The 18,179-nt window shown below is 61.2% G+C and carries 14 protein-coding genes; 8 read left to right on the plus strand and 6 right to left on the minus strand.

Going from position 1 to position 18,179, the window contains the following annotated elements; all coding sequences use genetic code 11:
- Positions 1 to 103 precede the first annotated feature (103 nt).
- The 5 genes from J4E42_RS27290 to J4E42_RS27310 all read right to left on the minus strand — a co-directional run bounded on the left by J4E42_RS27290 (position 104) and on the right by J4E42_RS27310 (position 6,162).
- A complete protein-coding gene (locus J4E42_RS27290; protein WP_207286604.1) occupies positions 104 to 3,202 on the minus strand; it encodes an error-prone DNA polymerase in 3,099 nt (1,032 codons plus the stop codon).
- Positions 3,178 to 4,593, minus strand: coding sequence for a DNA polymerase Y family protein (locus J4E42_RS27295; RefSeq protein ID WP_207286605.1), 1,416 nt, complete (start codon positions 4,591 to 4,593; stop codon positions 3,178 to 3,180). The genes J4E42_RS27290 and J4E42_RS27295 overlap by 25 nt, the downstream gene beginning before the upstream one ends.
- Positions 4,594 to 4,600: 7 nt before the next feature.
- On the minus strand, positions 4,601 to 5,218 hold the full coding sequence (gene imuA / locus J4E42_RS27300) for a translesion DNA synthesis-associated protein ImuA (RefSeq protein ID WP_192227399.1): 618 nt from the start codon (positions 5,216 to 5,218) through the stop codon (positions 4,601 to 4,603).
- Positions 5,218 to 5,835 carry a transcriptional repressor LexA gene (lexA, locus tag J4E42_RS27305; protein ID WP_008042565.1) on the minus strand — a complete coding sequence of 206 codons (618 nt, stop codon included), beginning with the start codon at positions 5,833 to 5,835 and terminating at the stop codon, positions 5,218 to 5,220. Before lexA ends, imuA begins: the two co-directional genes overlap by 1 nt.
- A 90-nt stretch (positions 5,836 to 5,925) precedes the next feature.
- Positions 5,926 to 6,162, minus strand: coding sequence for a hypothetical protein (locus tag J4E42_RS27310; protein WP_032832733.1), 237 nt, complete (start codon positions 6,160 to 6,162; stop codon positions 5,926 to 5,928).
- 182 nt (positions 6,163 to 6,344) lie between these two features.
- Between J4E42_RS27310 and J4E42_RS27315 the strand changes: the two genes are divergently transcribed.
- The 8 genes from J4E42_RS27315 to J4E42_RS27350 all read left to right on the plus strand — a co-directional run bounded on the left by J4E42_RS27315 (position 6,345) and on the right by J4E42_RS27350 (position 16,089).
- Entirely contained in the window at positions 6,345 to 8,108 is a 1,764-nt protein-coding gene (locus tag J4E42_RS27315; RefSeq protein WP_008042563.1) for an L-lactate permease, read from the plus strand.
- 993 nt (positions 8,109 to 9,101) lie between these two features.
- A complete protein-coding gene (gene glcD / locus J4E42_RS27320) occupies positions 9,102 to 10,601 on the plus strand; it encodes a glycolate oxidase subunit GlcD (protein WP_207286606.1) in 1,500 nt (499 codons plus the stop codon).
- Positions 10,601 to 11,665 carry a glycolate oxidase subunit GlcE gene (glcE, locus tag J4E42_RS27325; protein ID WP_207286607.1) on the plus strand — a complete coding sequence of 355 codons (1,065 nt, stop codon included), beginning with the start codon at positions 10,601 to 10,603 and terminating at the stop codon, positions 11,663 to 11,665. The genes glcD and glcE overlap by 1 nt, the downstream gene beginning before the upstream one ends.
- Before the next feature lie 3 nt (positions 11,666 to 11,668).
- Entirely contained in the window at positions 11,669 to 12,910 is a 1,242-nt protein-coding gene (gene glcF, locus J4E42_RS27330; RefSeq protein WP_207286608.1) for a glycolate oxidase subunit GlcF, read from the plus strand.
- Complete coding sequence (locus J4E42_RS27335) at positions 12,907 to 13,308, plus strand: heme-binding protein (protein ID WP_207286609.1); 402 nt, start codon at positions 12,907 to 12,909, stop codon at positions 13,306 to 13,308. The genes glcF and J4E42_RS27335 overlap by 4 nt, the downstream gene beginning before the upstream one ends.
- Positions 13,309 to 13,444: 136 nt before the next feature.
- Positions 13,445 to 14,332 carry a YghX family hydrolase gene (yghX, locus tag J4E42_RS27340; RefSeq protein ID WP_207286610.1) on the plus strand — a complete coding sequence of 296 codons (888 nt, stop codon included), beginning with the start codon at positions 13,445 to 13,447 and terminating at the stop codon, positions 14,330 to 14,332.
- Between the two features lie 67 nt (positions 14,333 to 14,399).
- The gene (locus tag J4E42_RS27345) at positions 14,400 to 15,227 is read left to right on the plus strand and encodes a glycosyltransferase (protein ID WP_008034047.1); all 828 of its coding nucleotides are present in this window, start codon (positions 14,400 to 14,402) and stop codon (positions 15,225 to 15,227) included.
- Between the two features lie 58 nt (positions 15,228 to 15,285).
- Positions 15,286 to 16,089: a 2OG-Fe(II) oxygenase gene (locus J4E42_RS27350; protein WP_008043901.1), complete on the plus strand. Its 804-nt coding sequence runs from the start codon at positions 15,286 to 15,288 to the stop codon at positions 16,087 to 16,089.
- Between the two features lie 12 nt (positions 16,090 to 16,101).
- Here the strand turns inward: J4E42_RS27350 and J4E42_RS27355 are convergent, their stop codons facing one another.
- Complete coding sequence (locus tag J4E42_RS27355; RefSeq protein WP_008043900.1) at positions 16,102 to 17,046, minus strand: aldo/keto reductase; 945 nt, start codon at positions 17,044 to 17,046, stop codon at positions 16,102 to 16,104.
- Positions 17,047 to 18,179: the final 1,133 nt, after the last annotated feature.

The raw sequence follows: 18,179 nt of genomic DNA on the forward strand, positions 1-18,179 counted from the left end.
TAACGGCATACCCACAATCATGTAGGAGCCAGCTTGCTGGCGAAGCGGTGGTGGCCGTGATGACGCCATCGCCGGCAAGCCGGCTCCTACAGGTGTGATTACTTCAGTGGAAATCCCGGCTGCGTACGTTGATGCCATCCAGTAGCGGACTCAGGTCGCTCAAGCGTCCGGCAATCAAATGCCGCACCTCGCCTTCCTTCTCCCAGCGCCCGTCGACCTTGAGCAACTGCGAGCCGACCAACACCTGCCGTTGCCGGTCGGCCAGGTCGCGCCAGACCACCACGTTGACGTTGCCGAACTCGTCTTCAAGGGTGACGAACGTCACGCCACTGGCGGTGCCCGGACGCTGCCGACCGGTCACCAGCCCGGCGACGCTGACCGGGCGGCCATGCTCGACGTCCAGCAACTCCCGCGAACTGCGACAGCGCCGGGCTTTCAGCTCACCCCGCAACAGGGCCAGTGGATGCGGGCCGAGGGTGGTGCCGAGACTGTTGTAATCCGCCAGCAGGTCTTCGCCCACCGTGGGTTTGGGCAATGCCACCGCGTCCTCTTCCTGGCTCGGCAAACCGGCGAACAAGCCCAATTGCTTCTGCACCCCCGCCACTTCCCAGCGTGCTCGATGACGATCACCGGCCAGCCCACGCAACGCGCCGGCATCGGCCAGTTGCTCCTGCGCACGGGCATCGAGCCGCGCCCGTTCGCCGAGGTCGGCGATGTCGATAAACGCCCCCTTGGACCTCGCGGCTTCGATACGCCGCGCATCGTCTTCGCGAAAACCCTTGATCATCCGCAGCCCCATGCGAATCGCCGGCTGCGCACCGATGACGGGTTCGAGGCTGCAATCCCAGTCGCTGGCGCGCACGTCCACCGGGCGGATCTGCAAATGATGCCGGCGCGCATCCTGCAGAATCTGGTCCGGGCTGTAGAAACCCATGGGCCAGCTGTTGATCAGCGCACAGGCGAAGGCCGCCGGTTCGTGGCATTTCAACCAGCAACTGGCATAGGTCAGCAAGGCAAAACTGGCGGCGTGGGACTCGGGAAATCCGTAGCTGCCGAAGCCTTTGATCTGCTCGAAAATCTGCGCGGCGAATTCGGGTGTGTAGCCGTTTTTCTTCATTCCGGCGGCCAGGCGATCCTTGTGTGGTTCCAGTCCGCCATGGCGTTTCCAGGCGGCCATGGAACGGCGCAATTGATCGGCTTCACCGGGGCTGTAGTCGGCAGCAACGATGGCGATCTGCATCACCTGCTCCTGGAACAGCGGTACGCCGAGCGTGCGCTTGAGTACCGCTTCCAATTCTGGAGACGGGTAAGTCTCGGGCTCCTGTTTGTTCCGCCGTCGCAGGTACGGATGCACCATGCCACCCTGGATCGGCCCCGGCCTGACGATCGCCACTTCGATCACCAAGTCATAAAACTTCCGGGGTTTAAGCCTCGGCAGCATCGACATCTGCGCCCGGGATTCGATCTGGAACACGCCGATGGTGTCCGCATGACCAATCATGTCGTAGGTTTGCGGGTCTTCGGACGGGATCGTCGCCAGGCTTAAATCAAGGTTGCGGTGCCGTCGCAGCAGATCAAAGCAGCGGCGGATGGCGCTGAGCATGCCCAGCGCAAGAATATCGACCTTGAGCAAACCGACCGCGTCCAGATCGTCCTTGTCCCACTGGATGATGGTGCGCTCGGCCATGGCGGCGTTTTCCACCGGCACCAGACTGTCCAGCGGTTGCTCGGAAATGACGAAACCGCCCGGGTGCTGGGACAGGTGCCGGGGAAAACCGATCAGTTGCCCGGTCAGGCTCAGCACCCGGCGCAACACCGGGCTCTCGGGATCGAAACCGCCTTCACGCAGGCGCTCCACCGGTGGTGTTTCATCACTCCAGTGGCCGCAGCAATCGGCCAGGGCATTGATCTGGTCCGGCGGCAAACCCAACGCCTTGGCCACATCGCGTACCGCGCCGGCCGCGTGGTAGGTGCTGACCACCGCCGTCAACGCCGCACGGGTCCGGCCATAACGCTGGAACACGTACTGCAAGACTTCTTCGCGTCGCTCGTGCTCGAAATCGACGTCGATGTCCGGCGGCTCGTTGCGCTCTTTGGAGAGAAAGCGCTCGAACAACAGCGTGGTGCGATCCGGATCGATTTCCGTGATTCCCAAGGCATAACAGACCGCCGAGTTGGCGGCTGAACCACGGCCCTGACAGAGGATTTTTTGCTCACGAGCAAACCGGACGATGTCGTGAACCGTCAGGAAGTAACTTTCGTAGCCCAGTTCGGCAATCAGCTCCAGTTCCTTGTCGATCTGTTTGAGCACCTTGGCTTGCGGGCCTTTTGGCCAGCGCCATGTGATCCCCTCTTCGGTCAAATGACGCAACCAGGACGAGGCCGTCTGGCCTTCGGGCACCAGTTCGCGGGGATACTGATATCGCAACTGGCCAAGGTCGAAGGTGCAACACCGGGCGATGGTCAAGGTTTCATCGAGCAATGCTTGCGGGTAGATCGATTGCAGCACGTCGAGGCTGCGCAGATGGCGCTCGCCGTTGGGGTGCAGGCGCAACCCGGCCTCGGCCACCGGCAGGTGATGACGGATTGCGGTCATGGTGTCCTGCAAGGCGCGCCGCCCGCGCGTGTGCATGTGCACATCGCCGCTGGCCACTGCCGGGATTCGCAGCTCCCTTGCCAACGTCATCAACGCACTCAATCGCCCGGTATCGTCCTGGCCGCGATGTAACTGGACCGCCAGCCACAGGCGTTCGGCGAAGGTTTGCTTCAGCCAGTGACCGGTTTGAAAATCATCCGGCGCATCCGGCACCCACAACGCCAACAGCCCCGGCAAAGGCGCGCTGAAATCCTCCCGCAACACCTGATACCGGCCTTTCTGCGAACGACGCCGCGCCCGGGTAATCAGCCGGCACAGGTTTTGGTAGCCCTCAAGGCTCTCCACCAGCAGCACCAGTTTCGGACCGTTCTCGATGCGCACTTCGCTGCCGATGATCAGTGGCAGCTCCACGGATTTGGCCGCTTGCCAGGCGCGGACAATGCCCGCCAGCGTGCATTCGTCGGTGATCGACAGCGCCTGATAGCCCAGTTTTTTCGCCCGCTGAAAAAGTTCGAGGGCACTGGAGGCGCCACGCTGGAAACTGAAGTTCGACAGGCAGTGCAGCTCGGCATAATCAATGCTCATGCGAACCACCCCTGCAACCACAACGGGCCGCCCTCACCGACCGTACGATAGGCCCAGCCCTGTTGGCCGGAACGGGTTTCGATCAGGTAGTAGTCGCGGCGCACATCGGCGCCGTCCCACCAACCGGACTCGATGCGCTCCGGGCCCATAAGGATGCGCGTCGAACCTTCGTGTACCGCTTGCGGCTCCGTCAGCAACCAGCCCGGACGCTGCACGCCAGGCATCACCGCGCAGCGCTGGCTCTCGGCACTGGCCTGCCACGCGCACTCCGGCCGGTGATCGGCCTGGAACCGCAAGCCCTGCACCGCGTCATCCCCCAACCGTGCGCGCAAGCGTTCGCGCAGTTGTTCCCAGGGCAAGGACTGCTGCGGGCGGTCATCGAACAGTTCCTGATACTGCGGAACGAAGGCCGGCAAATCTTCGGCGCGCAAACGAAACCCGCGCACCGGCGCCTCGACCTGAACCTGTTCCAGCCGCCCTCGGGCCAGTTCGAAGAGCATCGCCGGATCGCGCTCGGCGCTGAGCAGGCCGACCTTGATCACGCTGTCCGGCAAGCCGGCATGTTCCAGGTGCAGGTCAAAACGCTGCACACCGCTGTCGCGGCCGCACAGGAACGCCGACAGATCGCCGGTCAGCCGGCGTAACGGAAACAGCAGCGCCTGATGGGATTGCACGTCGAAATTGAGCTCGATGCGCACATCGAAGCGGTCCGGCGGCAGGTAGAACGCCAGTGCCAGCCGTCGTTCGCCAGACAGCGCGTCCAGATGCTTGAGCACCTGGGCCTCGAAACGCCGCGCCAGGCTCTGTCGCGGTAACGCCTGCACCTGGCTCAAGGTGCGCAACCCCATGCGCGACAACGCCGTGGCCACTGCCGGCTCCAGAGCGATCCGGTCGACAGGCAATTGCCCCAGATGATGCTGCAAGGCTTGAGCGTCCGGCACCACCAGACCGTCATACGCATTGGCCAATACCCGCGCCGCCACCGGGTTGGGCGCGGCAACAATCCGATGGCGAAAGCCCAGTTCGCCGAGTTCGGTGCGCAAGCGCGCTTCGAATTGCGGCCAGTCGCCGAACAGCCCCAGGCTGGACTCGATTTCAAACACCACCGCACGCGGGTAATGCACGCTGACCTGGGAGCTGAAGCGGTAGGCCCAGGCCGCGAGAAACTGCTGCCAGTGCTCGATCTCGGCCGCGTCGTATTCCGCCGTGACAAAGTCTTTGCTCAAGGCCTGCGCGGCGGTCATCGACATGCCGGGGCGCAAGCCCAGCGCCCGCGCCGAAGCGTTGACCGCCTGCAACACCCGACGCTGCGCCGGACCGGTCAGCAGCGCCAGCGGCTCATCGGGATCGGGGCGCTGACGCAGTACCGCGTCCAGCGCCAATTGCGGGAAGAGAATGCACACCCAGCGCATGGCAACCTCAATGCCCCACAGGGAAGGCAATCGGCGCCGAGCGGGCCAACCCGCCCCGGCACTTGAGCACGCGCAATTGCGCAGGCCTGGCATCGATGGCGATGCGCAGCGCGGCCGGTGACGGGTTGATCGCTTCATGGATCGAGCGGTAGGCGAATGCCAGGGTCGAGCCGGTTTCCGCCGCCACCTGCAAGCGCCGCAAGGCGCGGTCATCCGCCTTGTGCGGCCAGCACAGCACTGCGCCGCAACTGCCCGAACGCAGGCATTGTTCCGCCGCCCACAGCGCATCACGCTCGCTGGCCTGGATGATCGACAACTGGCGCAGATCAACCCCGGCGTTCTGCCAGGCTTGCGGATACGGCACGTACGGTGGCGCCACCAGCACGATGCGCTCACCCGCCGCCGACAACCGCGCCAGCGCCGGCCACACCAGTTGCAACTCGCCGACGCCCTGCCCGGCCAGGAGGATTTCGGTCAGCGCCGCTTCCGGCCAGCCGCCAGTGGGCAACGCCGCATCCAGCGCCACATGCCCGGTGGGTTGCGGGCTGACCGTTGGTGGCGCAGGCCGGCCCTTCCAGACCTGGCCGCCATTGAACAGCGTGTCCAGCGCAACGACGGCGCCCATCACCCTTGCCTCACCAGACCGCAGAACACCCCTTCGATGGCCAGGTCCTGATCGGCCTCGACGATGATCGGCTTATAGGCCGGGTTGCGCGGCAACAGGCGCACCGCATCGCCGACCCGCTCGAACCGCTTGATGGTGACTTCGCCGTCAAGCCGCGCCACGACGATCTGGCCATTGAGCGCTTCGGGGTTGCGATGCACGCCCACCAGGTCGCCATCGAGGATGCCGTCCTCGATCATCGAATCACCCTGGACCCGCAGCATGTAATCCGGCACCCGGGAGAAGATCGACGGGTCGAGCAGCAAGCGGCTGTGCACCTCGGCATCGGCACCGATCGGCGCCCCCGCCGCCACCCGGCCGAGGACCGGAATGTCCAGCAGCTCGGGGCGCGCTGGTTGCCCGAGCAAACGAATGCCTCGGGCCTGATGCGGATTGACCTCGATAAAACCGGCGTCGGTCAGCGCCAGCACATGCTTGCGCGCCACGCTGCGGGAGGCAAAACCAAAGGCCTCGCTGATTTCAGCGAGGCTCGGGGACTGGCCGTGCTCCGCGATTCGATCACGGATAAACGTCAGGATGGCAGTACGGCGGGGAGTCAAAGTCGTCATGGAGTACATTTGTACTCTTTTGGCTTTTTTATGGCAAGGCCCGCCAGTCAGCTCCCCTTTATCACGGGGCCCGGCATACCGCACATCCGGAGTCAGGCCCTACAACGTCCGCTGGCCATTGCCGATATCCTTGGCTTTCTCGATCCCCCACTCCATCGCGGCCTCCATGTCGAGAAAATGCAACGCCGGGTGATCATTCTCCTCAATGGCCGAGCCATCGGGTCGGTATACCCCGATGAACATTCCCAACGAACCGTCTCGCAGGATCTCGGCCTTGACCTTGATGCTGCAATCGTTCGACAGCGTTTCCGTATGAACCATGTGGCGCTCAGTCATCATCGCGTTCCTCCGGGTGATTGAATCCAGTAAAGGCGATCTGCAATCCCTGTTTCAAGTTCGACCCATCCGCCAAAAGGCGTGATTTATGGGGCACAAGACAGCGGCGTAATGCCACCTATACTACAAGCCACCGCCCCCTCGGGGTCTGCAATCCCAACAATAAAAAGCAGAGGTGGAACATGGTCTGGCAGCAAATCTACGATCCGTTCGGCAACCCGGTCATTTCAACCATCATGGCAGCTGTGCCGGTCGTGGTGATGCTCGCAGCCCTGGCCTTTTTCCACATCAAGGCCCATCTGGCGGCCTTGCTCGCCCTCGCCTCGGCGCTGGTCATCGCGATTTTCGCCTTCGGCATGCCGGCGAACATGGCAGGCTCGGCCGCCCTTTACGGCGCCGCCAACGGCTTGCTGCCGATCGGCTGGATTGTGCTGAACATCATCTTCCTGCACCGACTGACCACCGAAAACGGCTCATTCAAAGTGCTGCAGGACTCACTGGCGCGCATTACCGACGATCGCCGCCTGCAACTGCTGCTGATTGCCTTCTGCTTCGGTGCCTTCTTCGAAGGGGCTGCCGGTTTCGGCACACCCGTGGCAGTGACCGGCGCGATTCTGATTGGCCTGGGCTTCTCGCCGCTGGCGGCGTCGGGTCTGGCGTTGATCGCCAACACCGCGCCCGTGGCGTTCGGCGCTCTCGGCACGCCGATCATTACCCTGGCCAAAGTGACCGGCCTGGACGAAATGGAACTGTCGATGATGGTCGGCCGGCAATTGCCGTTTTTCTCGGTGATCGTGCCGTTCTGGTTGATCTGGGCCTTTGCCGGGTGGCGCAAGATGCTGGAAATCTGGCCGGCCATCCTGGTCGCCGGGGTCAGTTTCGCCGTGCCGCAGTTCCTGGTGTCCAACTATCACGGGCCGATGCTGGTGGACGTGATCGCCGCGCTGATTTCCATGGCCTGCCTCACCGGTTTTCTCAAGGTGTGGAAACCCGCGACCGTGCACACCTCCGCCGCGCTGTCCGGGCGCGTCGACAACTCCAAAATAGCCGAAGAACATGACGAGAAACCCATCGCCAGCGCGACCTTCGCCAGCGATGCCAAGCCTGCGGTCATGCGCGCGTGGATGCCGTGGATCATCCTCACGGTGTTCGTGTTCGCCTGGGGTACCCAAGGCTTCAAAAACCTGTTCGATACCCGCCCGGCGATTGATCCCGTGACCCACTCGGCCAAGCTCGACCCCCAAGGCAAACCGCTGCGCGAAGCGAACCCGATCTTTGCGCCGGTCGTCACCTTCGGCACGATCCACCAGCAAATCGAAAAGGTCCCACCGGTGGTGCCTGCGCCTAAAACCGAGGACGCAGTCTACAAGTTCACCTGGCTGACCAGCACCGGCAGCGGCATCTTGCTGGCGGCGATCTTTGGTGGGCTATTGATGGGTTACTCCATCCCGCAGTTGGTCAAACACTATCTGCGCACGATCTGGGTCGTGCGTTACTCGCTGATTACCATCGTCGCGATGCTCGCGCTCGGCTTCCTCACCCGCTATTCGGGGCTGGACGCGACCATGGGCCTGGCGTTCGCTGCGACGGGCATCTTTTATCCGATGTTCGGCACCCTGCTTGGCTGGCTCGGTGTGGCGCTGACGGGGTCGGACACGGCGTCCAACGTGTTGTTCGGCGGGCTGCAGCGGGTGACGGCCGAGCAATTGGGGCTGAGTCCGGTGTTGATGGCTGCTGCCAACAGTTCCGGTGGGGTCATGGGCAAGATGGTCGATGCGCAGTCGATCGTGGTGGCTTCCACTGCTACGCGTTGGTATGGGCATGAGGGGGAAATTCTGCGTTATGTGTTCTTCCATTCCGTCATTCTGGCGATTCTGGTGGGGGGGTTGGTGACGTTGCAGGCTTATGTGGCACCGTTTAGTCATATGGTGGTGGGTGGGCATTGAGCGCTGGGGGCATATCCGTTTCTGCGGTGATGGCGGCTGGCGGTTTCGCTCTTACAGCGAGTCACTTGGAAGAGCCCCAAGTAACCAAGGGCTCTTGCCCCTGTCGTTCGGTGGCTCGCTAATGCTCGCCATGCCCTCGCTCCGGTCCTGCTCCGTGGGCCCGCCGCCATCGGCCATCCATGGCCGGGGGCGGCTACCGCGGCATCCTTGCCGCGGTGCCCACTGCGCAGAACCTCCACTCGGCCTCTCGAGGGGGCGTGTACCGCAAAAGCAAAAACGAGGCGGCCTGCCAGCCGACCTGGCTCTTCTGACGTGTGCACACTCCCGCACTGTGGCTGCCGCACTAATTTTCGATGTTTGCACATTCCCCTGTAGGAGCCGGCTTGCTGGCGATGGCGGAGGGTCAGACACCTGTTTGTTGACTGAACGGACGCCATCGCCAGCAAGCCGGCTCCTACAGTTGATCGTGTATGTTCCGAACACACATGCATTTCCCTTGTAGGAGCCAGCTTGCTGGCGATGGACGTCAACGATAACGAGGGCTGTCTGAATGAACGCGTTGCCCAAACGATTTTCGCCGGCAAGCCGGCTCCTACAGGGAATCCCATACGCTTTTGATTTCCACCACTCATCAGGCCGAGCGTTAGCTCGCCTTCCGCTTTTGATCTTGAGGTACACGCCCCCTCGAGAGGCCGAGCGCAGGTTCTGCGCAGTGGGCAACCCGGCATGGATGCCGGGTTAGCCGCGCACGGCCAGGGATGGCCGATCGCGGCGGGCCCACGGAGCAGGACCGGAGCGAGGGCATGCCGAGCCACAGCGAGGCACCGAACGAAAGGGGCAAGAGCGCTTTGGTTACTTTCGCGCTTTTCGAAAGTGACTCGCCGTAAGGGCGAAACCCATACCAGCCATCACCCAAAAAATGGATATACACACAAAACCTGAGTAAACAGCCCGCTGCCCGGACACACACGATCGGAGTATCGTAAAACGACAATGAACATTCTCTACGATGAACGCGTTGACGGAGCGCTGCCCGACGTCAACAAGTCAGCACTGTTGCAAGCCCTGCAAACCCGTTTGCCGGCCCTGGAAGTGCTGCATCAGCAAGAAGAACTCAAGCCATACGAATGCGACGGACTCTCGGCCTATCGCACCACGCCCCTGCTGGTGGTCCTGCCACGCCATCTCGACGAAGTACAAGGCGTGCTCCGGCTCTGCCATGAAATGCACGTGCCGGTGGTCGCCCGTGGCGCCGGCACCGGTTTGTCCGGCGGCGCGTTACCGCTGGAAAAAGGCGTGCTGCTGGTCATGGCTCGCTTCAACAACATCCTGCACATCGACCCGGCCGCCCGCACCGCACGGGTCCAGCCCGGCGTACGCAACCTCGCTATTTCCCAGGCAGCAGCCCCCTTCGGCCTGTACTACGCGCCCGACCCTTCCTCACAGATCGCCTGTTCCATCGGCGGCAACGTCGCCGAAAACGCTGGCGGCGTGCATTGCCTGAAGTACGGCCTGACCGTGCACAACCTGCTCAAGGTCGACATCCTGACCGTGGACGGCGAACACCTGACATTGGGCTCCGACGCCCTCGATTCACCCGGCTTCGACCTGCTGGCACTGTTCACCGGTTCCGAAGGCATGCTCGGGGTGATCACCGAGGTCACCGTCAAACTGCTGCCCAAACCGCAGTCCGCCAAGGTGCTGCTGGCGGCGTTCGACTCCGTCGAGAAAGCTGGGCGAGCAATAGGTGACATCATCGCCGCCGGCATCATTCCGGGCGGTCTGGAAATGATGGACAACCTGGCGATCCGTGCCGCTGAAGACTTCATCCACGCTGGCTACCCCGTGGACGCCGAAGCCATCCTGCTGTGCGAACTCGATGGCGTCGAAGCCGATGTCCACGATGACTGCGACCGCGTGCGCCAGGTGCTGGAACAGGCTGGCGCCACCGAAGTGCGCCAGGCCAGGGATGAAGCCGAACGCGTGCGTTTCTGGGCCGGACGCAAGAATGCCTTTCCGGCGGTGGGTCGGCTCTCGCCGGATTATTACTGCATGGACGGAACGATCCCGCGCCGCGAGTTGCCCGGCGTGCTGCGCGCCATTGCCGCGTTGTCCGCCGAGTATGGCTTGCGCGTCGCCAACGTTTTCCACGCCGGTGACGGCAACATGCACCCATTGATTCTGTTCGACGCCAATCAACCGGGAGAGCTCGACCGCGCCGAAGCACTGGGCGGCAAGATCCTCGAATTGTGCGTGAAAGTCGGCGGCAGCATCACCGGCGAGCACGGCGTGGGCCGCGAGAAGATCAATCAGATGTGCGCGCAGTTCAACGCCGATGAGCTGACGCTGTTTCATGCCGTCAAAGCCGCGTTCGATCCCGGCGGTTTGCTCAACCCCGGCAAGAACATTCCGACGCTGCACCGCTGCGCCGAATTTGGCGCCATGCACGTGCACCTGGGTCAGTTGCCCTTCCCTGATCTGGAGCGATTCTGATGCGCAGCGAACTCGATATCGATGACAGCGGCGTGCTGCTGGAGCAGGTCAATCAAGCGCTGGAAAACGCCACGCCGCTGCGCATTCAGGGCTCCAACAGCAAGGCGTTTCTGGGGCGCATCGTTGCGGGCGAAGTACTCGACACGCGCAGCCACCGAGGCATCGTCAGCTACGACCCGACCGAACTGGTGATCACCGCCCGCTGCGGCACACCCTTGTCCGAACTGGCGCACGTGCTGGATGAAGCGCAGCAGATGCTGCCCTGCGAGCCGCCTTCCTTTGGCGACGATGCCACCGTCGGCGGGATGATCGCCAGTGGCCTGTCGGGACCGCGTCGTCCCTGGTCAGGCTCGGTGCGCGATTTCGTCCTCGGCACACGGGTCATCACCGGGTACGGCAAGCATTTGCGCTTTGGCGGCGAAGTGATGAAAAACGTCGCCGGTTACGACCTGTCGCGCCTGATGGCCGGCAGTTTCGGCTCCCTTGGGGTGATCACAGAAGTCTCGCTCAAGGTCCTGCCCAAACCACGGCAAACCCTGAGCATCAGCCTGGAAATGGATAGCGATCGTGCCTTGCTGCGCCTCGCGGAATGGGGCCAGCAGCCGTTGCCGATCAGTGCCGCGTGCCACGACGGGCAACGCCTGCACTTGCGGCTTGAGGGCGGCGAAGGCTCGGTGGCGGCGGCTCATGACCGTTTGGGCGGTGAGCGGCTGGACGCCTCGTATTGGGCGGATCTCAACGAGCACCGACTGAGTTTCTTCGACGAGGGCCAGCCACTGTGGCGCCTGTCCGTGCCGCACAACACGCCGCGGTTGTCCCTGCCCGGCCGGCAACTGCTCGACTGGGGCGGCGCCCAGCGCTGGCTCAAGTCTGACGCCGAAGCGGCGTTCATTCGCCAGGTCGTGGATGAGGTCGGCGGCCATGTGACCTGCTACAGCCATGGCCTGATCGACAGCCCGTTCCAGCCGTTGCCTGCCGCGTTGATGCGCTACCACCGCAGCCTCAAGCAACAACTCGACCCACGGGGCATTTTCAACCCGGCACGCTTGTACGCGGAGCTTTGAACCATGCAGACAACCCTGAGCGAAACCGCCCGGCAGCTGCCCCGCGCCGAAGAAGCCGAAAGCATCCTGCGCACCTGCGTGCACTGCGGTTTCTGCAATGCCACCTGCCCGACTTATCAATTACTTGGTGATGAACTCGATGGACCACGGGGCCGCATCTACCTGATCAAACAGGTGCTGGAAGGCAACGAGGTCACGCAGAAAACCCAACAGCATCTGGACCGCTGCCTGTCATGCCGCAATTGCGAAACCACCTGTCCTTCCGGAGTCGATTATCACAACTTGCTCGACATCGGCCGGGCGGTGGTCGATGCGGCGGTGCCGCGCCCCATCGACCAACGCCTGTTGCGTGAGGGATTGCGCAGCGTCGTCCTAAATCCGGGACTGTTCAAAGCGCTGATCAACAGCGGTCAGGTTTTTCGGGCACTGCTGCCCAACACCTTGCAGGCAAAGTTGCCTCGCCATGTTTATCTCCCCCGGCCACGCCCCACCACCCGCCATGCCCGTCAGGTGCTGATGCTCGAAGGCTGCGTACAGCCGAGCCTGTCGCCCAACACCAATGCGGCGGCGGCGCGGGTGCTGGATCGACTGGGTATCAGTGTCACCCCGTCCAGCGAAGCCGGGTGTTGCGGCGCGGTGGATTATCACCTCGACGCTCAGGCAGCCGGCCTAGACCGCGCTCGTCGCAATATCGATGCGTGGTGGCCGAGTATCGAGAACGGTGCGGAAGCCATCGTGCAAACCGCCAGTGGCTGTGGCGCCTTCATCAAGGACTATGGCCATTTACTCGAACGCGATCCGGCCTACGCCGAGAAGGCAAAAAGAGTCAGCGCGCTGGCCAGGGACCTGGTGGAAGTGTTGCGCGACGAACCGCTGGAAACACTCGGCATCCACGGCGATCAGCGTTTGGCCTTCCATTGCCCCTGCACTTTGCAGCACGCGCAAAAGCTCGGCGGCGCGGTGGAAGCGCTCCTTGCTCGCCTCGGTTTCAACCTCACACCTGTGCCCGACAGCCATTTGTGCTGCGGGTCGGCGGGCACTTATTCGATCACCCAACCCGAACTGTCCCGGCAACTGCGCGACAACAAACTGAATGCACTGGAAAGTGGCCATCCTGAAGTTATCGTTACCGCCAATATCGGCTGTCAGTCGCATCTCGACGGCGCGGGCCGAACCCCGGTCCGGCACTGGATCGAACTGCTCGACGCGGCGCTGCCCTCATCGATCACCGGAGATTCCCCATGAAAAGCAAAGCCGTCCTGAGCCAGACCGAAGTCAGCCGGATCCTCGCGGCCGCACGCACCGAAGCACAAAATAACCAATGGGCCGTGACCATCGCGATCGTCGACGACGGCGGCCACCCCCTCGCCCTCGAACGCCTCGACGGCTGCGCGCCCATCAGCGCGTACATCGCCACCGAAAAGGCACGCACCTCGGCGCTGGGCCGGCGCGAGTCCAAAGGTTATGAAGAAATGGTCAACGGCGGGCGCTTCGCGTTTTTGTCGGCCCCCTTGCTGACATCCCTGGAAGGCGGTGTGCCGATCATCGTCGACGGTCAGGTGGTGGGTGCGGTTGGCGTGTCCGGCGTAAAAGCCGAGCAGGATGCACAAGTGGCGAGCGCCGGGGCGCAATGCCTGAAGTGAACCGTGCTCGAGGAACGTAATCAGAAGAAACAAAAAAGAGACTTACGTCTCTTTTTTTATGCGCGGCTAGAATTGATAGTTGTCGCCGCTTTTTCGAACTGACAGAGCAACCGCCCACTTCAAAGGAAGCGCAAAGATGAATCGTCTTACTGCGAAAGACTTTGCCCCTGAGCTGCTCGAACTCTACGACTACTACGCCCACGGCAAGATCAACCGGCGAGAGTTTCTCGACCGGGCGGCGTTATTCACCCTTGGTGGCCTGACCGCCAGTGCGCTCCTCGCCGCCCTGAGTCCCGATTATGCCTTGGCCGAACAAGTGGCGTTTACCGACCCGGACATCATCGCCAAGTACATCACCTACCCCTCGCCCAAGGGCCACGGGCAGGTTCGGGCCTATCGGGTGCGTCCGGCAAAAGCCACCGGCAAAGTGGCGGCCGTGGTCGTCGTGCATGAAAACCGCGGGCTCAACCCCTACATCGAAGATGTTGCCCGACGCGTGGCCAAGGCCGGGTTCATCGCCCTCGCCCCCGATGGCCTGACGTCGGTGGGCGGTTATCCCGGCAACGACGACAAAGGCCGGGAGCTCCAGGCGACCGTTGATCCTGAAAAGCTCATGAATGACTTTTTCGCCGCGATCGAGTGGCTGATGAAACACGATACGACCACCGGAAAAGTCGGCATCACCGGCTTCTGCTATGGCGGTGGCGTCGCCAACGCGGCTGCCGTGGCCTATCCCGAACTCGGGGCTGCCGTGTCCTTCTATGGACGGCAACCAGACGCCAGGGATGTCCCCCGGATCAAGGCGCCGGTGATGCTTCACTTTGGCGAACTGGACACACGCATCAACGAAGGATGGCCCGCCTACGAGCAGGCATTAAAAGCAGCCGGCAAAACCTATGAAGCCTACATCTACCCCGGCGCCAACCACGGTTTCCATAACGATTCCACGCCTCGATTCGATGAGGCCGCAGCCAAACTTGCCTGGGAAAGAACGCTAAACTGGTTCCGGCGATACCTGTCTTAGCGCCGCAAGCAATAAGTGGTCTTGAATTTTTATTGCTGTTTCCAGGTTTTTAAAGAGTGCATCACACATGAATAACAATGATTTTCTGTCGCAACAGAAACCACCCTTCAGCATTGTCCTGGTCAACTACAAAACCATCGAAATAACCCGGATTTGCCTCGACCTGCTACATCAGCACCTGGGCGACAGCAACATTCCGGTCTGGGTGGTTGATAACGACTCGGCCGATGAAAGCACCGACTATCTGCGCACACTGGACTGGATCAACCTGATCGAGCGAAAAGCTCCCGAGCCGGAGCATGGTCATATCGCGCATGGCAAAGCACTCGACCTGGTGCTGGAACGGGTTGAGACCGACTTTCTGTTCCTGCTGCACACCGATACGTTTATTTTCGACAAAAATGTATTTTCAATGATGTTGAACAAGTGCATTAAAAACCCGAATGTCGTGGCCGTCGGGTGCACAGAACAACTTAACCGCGGCACCACCAGAACCCTTTGGCGCTTTAGCTCACGACTGGTAAAACATCACGTCAGACGCCTGAAACTGTCCTTGGGACTACGTTCCAGAGAGCCAAAGCCCTACAGGGAAGTTTATTTGAAAAGCTTCTGTACCTTATGGAACTGCAAGCTGATGAAGCAACACGGCATGCATTTCCTGATGGATGAGCGCGTACCCGGTTATACCCTCCAGGACCGCATGACCCAGTTGGGCTATGTTGTTGAACTGTTGTCCCCGCGCAAGATATTCAGCTACCTCGACCATATTCAAGCGGGCACCGTCGCGGCCGCTGGCGGTTATGCGACAACTCACAGACGAACGAAGATGTACAACGACATCCTTAAACGTTTGAAAGGTGACAACAACCAGGTATCGGCAGCGCGTCACAAGTAGCGCGCCCCTCTTGCAGGAAGCACTCGCAGGTTGTTATGAACAGACTATTGGAGCGGTAATGACACCGATCACTCAGACACTCCCCATCGTCACCACCCCGGAGCTGGATTTTGACCAGAACGCTGCCAGCACTTTCGGTCACTCGCTAGCCAGTACTTATGCTCAAGCCACCCCCTTCCCACACATCGTCATTGACGATTTTTTACCGCAGGACCTGATTGCGAGCATCTGCGCGCATTTTCCCGTCGAGCCAACCAACAACGAAATGCTCTATGAGCGCGGCTATAAGGGTCAGCACAAACGGCAAGTCAGCCCCAACGAATGCGATCCCTACTTGAAGACGGTTTTCAACGCCTTCAACTCGGCGCCCATGTTGCAGTTTCTTGAAAAACTCACAGGTATCGAGGGTTTGATTCCCGATCCTTACTTTACCGGCGGCGGACTGCACGAAACGAAAAAGGGTGGGTTTCTGGGGGTGCACTCGGACTTCCGGCTCAACAAAAAGTTGAATATCGAGCGCAGACTGAATGCCATTATTTACCTGAATCAGGATTGGCAGGAGGCGTACGGCGGCAACCTGGAGCTATGGGACGTCGGGATGAAGACGTGCCTCAAGAAAGTCCTGCCGATCTACAACCGCTGTGTCATTTTCAACACCGACAAGGATAGCAATCATGGACACCCGGAGCCTCTGACGACGCCGGAACACATTACACGCCGGTCCATCGCGCTGTACTACTACACCGCAGCAACCGTGGTGGCTGATCCTGCGCAAAGAAACAAAACCCACTACAAACCAAGGCCCAAGGATCGCTTGAGCCTCAAGTACTACCTCAACAAACTCATCAAGAAAAAAAACTGACGGCACCTGCGGTTATCCGACCACATCGATCAACTGCTCGCGTTGCGCCCCCGTCAGCATCGGGCCGAAACCGGCACCGGCATTGTCCGCCATGTAACGCGGATTGCCGGTGCCGGGGATGACGCAGGTCACTGCCGAATGCGCCAGCAAATACTTGAGCGCCAATTGTGCCCAACTGGTAACGCCGACTTGCGAGGCCCAGCCGGGCAGCGGTTTGCCCTTCAAGCGGGCAAGCAAATCACCGCCGCCAAATGGCCGGTTGCAGATCACCGCCACGCCGCGTTCGCGACACAGCGGCAGGATGCGTTTCTCGACCCCGCGATCGTCCAGCGCATAGTTGATCTGCAAGAAATCCAGTGGCTCGGCTTTGAGCACCGCTTCCACTTCCTCATATGCCGACGCGGTGTAATGGGTGATGCCGATGTAGCGAATCCGCCCTTCTTCCTTCCACTTGCGCAATGTAGGCAAATGGGTTTTCCAGTCCAGCAGGTTATGGATCTGCATCAGGTCGATCCGGTCGGTCTGCAGCAGTTTGAACGATTGCTCCATCTGCGCGATGCCTTCTTCGCGGCCACGGGTCCACACCTTGGTGGCCAGGAACGCGGGTGAACGCGGCTTGTGGATCGACAGCAGTTCGCCGATGGTCTGCTCGGCGCGGCCATACATGGGTGAGCTGTCGATCACCGTGCCGCCCTTTTCAAATAACGCGCTGAGAACGGCGGGCAGGTTTTTGTAGGCCGGATCGGCAGGTGCGACATCAAAGCCGCGATAGGTGCCCACGCCGACAAGGGGCAATGGCTCGTTGCTGGAAGGAATGGCGCGGGTCAGCATGTTCTTGCCTCCTGTTTCCTTCGACGGCGCGGTGGCTGCAAAGGCCGGATCGAAAGTGAGCACCGCCGAAGCACCGGCAGCCAGCGTGAGTATTCGTCGACGCGTGTATCCATCAGTGTGGCTCATGGTGGTGTCCTTCCACTCTTTTGCGCTTGTTGCGCGGCAAACGGCGCGATCACCAGCGCCACGAGTCCTCTGCTAGCCAAGAGAATAGCTGCCGGCGGCAATTCGTCCTTGCTTGAAATACAACGAGGTCTCAAGTGCTGGGGGGTGGCAGCAATTGCTTGGGTGTATATCCATTATTTTGGTGATGGCGGCTGGCGGTTTCGCCCTTACGGCGAGTCACTTGGAAAAGCCCCAAGTAACCAAGGGCTCTTGCCCCTTTCGTTCGGTGCCTCGCTAGTGCTCGGCATGCCCTCGCTCCGGTCCTGCTCCGTGGGCCCGGAGCGAGGGGGCGCTCAGATCAAAAGCTGAAGGCGAGCTAACGCTCGGCCTGATGAGTGGTGAAAATCAAAAGCAAACGCGATTCCCTGTAGGAGCCGGCTTGCCGGCGAAAAACGTCTAGGCGACGCGTTCATTCAGACACCCCGCGTTATCGCTGACGTCCATCGCCAGCAAGCTGGCTCCTACAAGGGAAATGCATATGCGTTTGGATAAATACGATCCACTGTAGGAGCCGGCTTGCCGGCGAAAAGCGTCTGGGCAACGTGTTCATTCAGACAACCCGCGTTATCGTTGGCGTCCATCGCCAGCAAGCTGGCTCCTACAAGGGAAATGCATATGCATTTTGATAAATACGATCAACTGTAGGAGCCGGCTTGCCGGCGAAAAGCGTCTGGGCAACGTGTTCATTCAGACAACCCGCGTTATCGTTGGCGTCCATCGCCAGCAAGCTGGCTCCTACAAGGGAAATGCATATGCATTTGGATAAATACGATCCACTGTAGGAGCCGGCTTGCCGGCGAAAAGCGTCTAGGCGACGCGTTCATTCAGACAGCCTGCGTTATCGTTGACGTCCATCGCCAGCAAGCTGGCTCCTACAGGGGAAATGCAGATGTGTTTGGATAAATACGATCCCTTGTAGGAGCCGGCTTGCCGGCGAAAAGCGTCTAGGCGACGCGTTCATTCAGACACCCCGCGTTATCGTTGGCGTCCATCGCCAGCAAGCCGGCTCCTACAGGGGGATCGGTGTACATATCCGGAATGAGGGAACGCGTGCACCAAAGAGCCAGGTCGGCTTTCAGGCCGCCTCGGCGGCG

Origin of the sequence: Pseudomonas sp. FW300-N2A2 (assembly GCF_017351735.1) — a bacterium.
In the GTDB taxonomy this organism is placed as follows: domain Bacteria; phylum Pseudomonadota; class Gammaproteobacteria; order Pseudomonadales; family Pseudomonadaceae; genus Aquipseudomonas; species Aquipseudomonas migulae.

Coding starts and splice junctions, on each gene's coding strand:
- J4E42_RS27350 (WP_008043901.1), top strand. CDS start 15,286: ATGACACCGATCACTCAGACACTCCCCATCGTCACCACCCCGGAGCTG.
- J4E42_RS27345 (WP_008034047.1), top strand. CDS start 14,400: ATGAATAACAATGATTTTCTGTCGCAACAGAAACCACCCTTCAGCATT.
- glcD (WP_207286606.1), top strand. CDS start 9,102: ATGAACATTCTCTACGATGAACGCGTTGACGGAGCGCTGCCCGACGTC.
- J4E42_RS27335 (WP_207286609.1), top strand. CDS start 12,907: ATGAAAAGCAAAGCCGTCCTGAGCCAGACCGAAGTCAGCCGGATCCTC.
- lexA (WP_008042565.1), bottom strand. CDS start 5,835: ATGTACTCCATGACGACTTTGACTCCCCGCCGTACTGCCATCCTGACG.
- glcF (WP_207286608.1), top strand. CDS start 11,669: ATGCAGACAACCCTGAGCGAAACCGCCCGGCAGCTGCCCCGCGCCGAA.
- J4E42_RS27310 (WP_032832733.1), bottom strand. CDS start 6,162: ATGACTGAGCGCCACATGGTTCATACGGAAACGCTGTCGAACGATTGC.
- imuA (WP_192227399.1), bottom strand. CDS start 5,218: ATGGGCGCCGTCGTTGCGCTGGACACGCTGTTCAATGGCGGCCAGGTC.
- yghX (WP_207286610.1), top strand. CDS start 13,445: ATGAATCGTCTTACTGCGAAAGACTTTGCCCCTGAGCTGCTCGAACTC.
- J4E42_RS27295 (WP_207286605.1), bottom strand. CDS start 4,593: ATGCGCTGGGTGTGCATTCTCTTCCCGCAATTGGCGCTGGACGCGGTA.
- glcE (WP_207286607.1), top strand. CDS start 10,601: ATGCGCAGCGAACTCGATATCGATGACAGCGGCGTGCTGCTGGAGCAG.
- J4E42_RS27355 (WP_008043900.1), bottom strand. CDS start 17,046: ATGAGCCACACTGATGGATACACGCGTCGACGAATACTCACGCTGGCT.
- J4E42_RS27315 (WP_008042563.1), top strand. CDS start 6,345: ATGGTCTGGCAGCAAATCTACGATCCGTTCGGCAACCCGGTCATTTCA.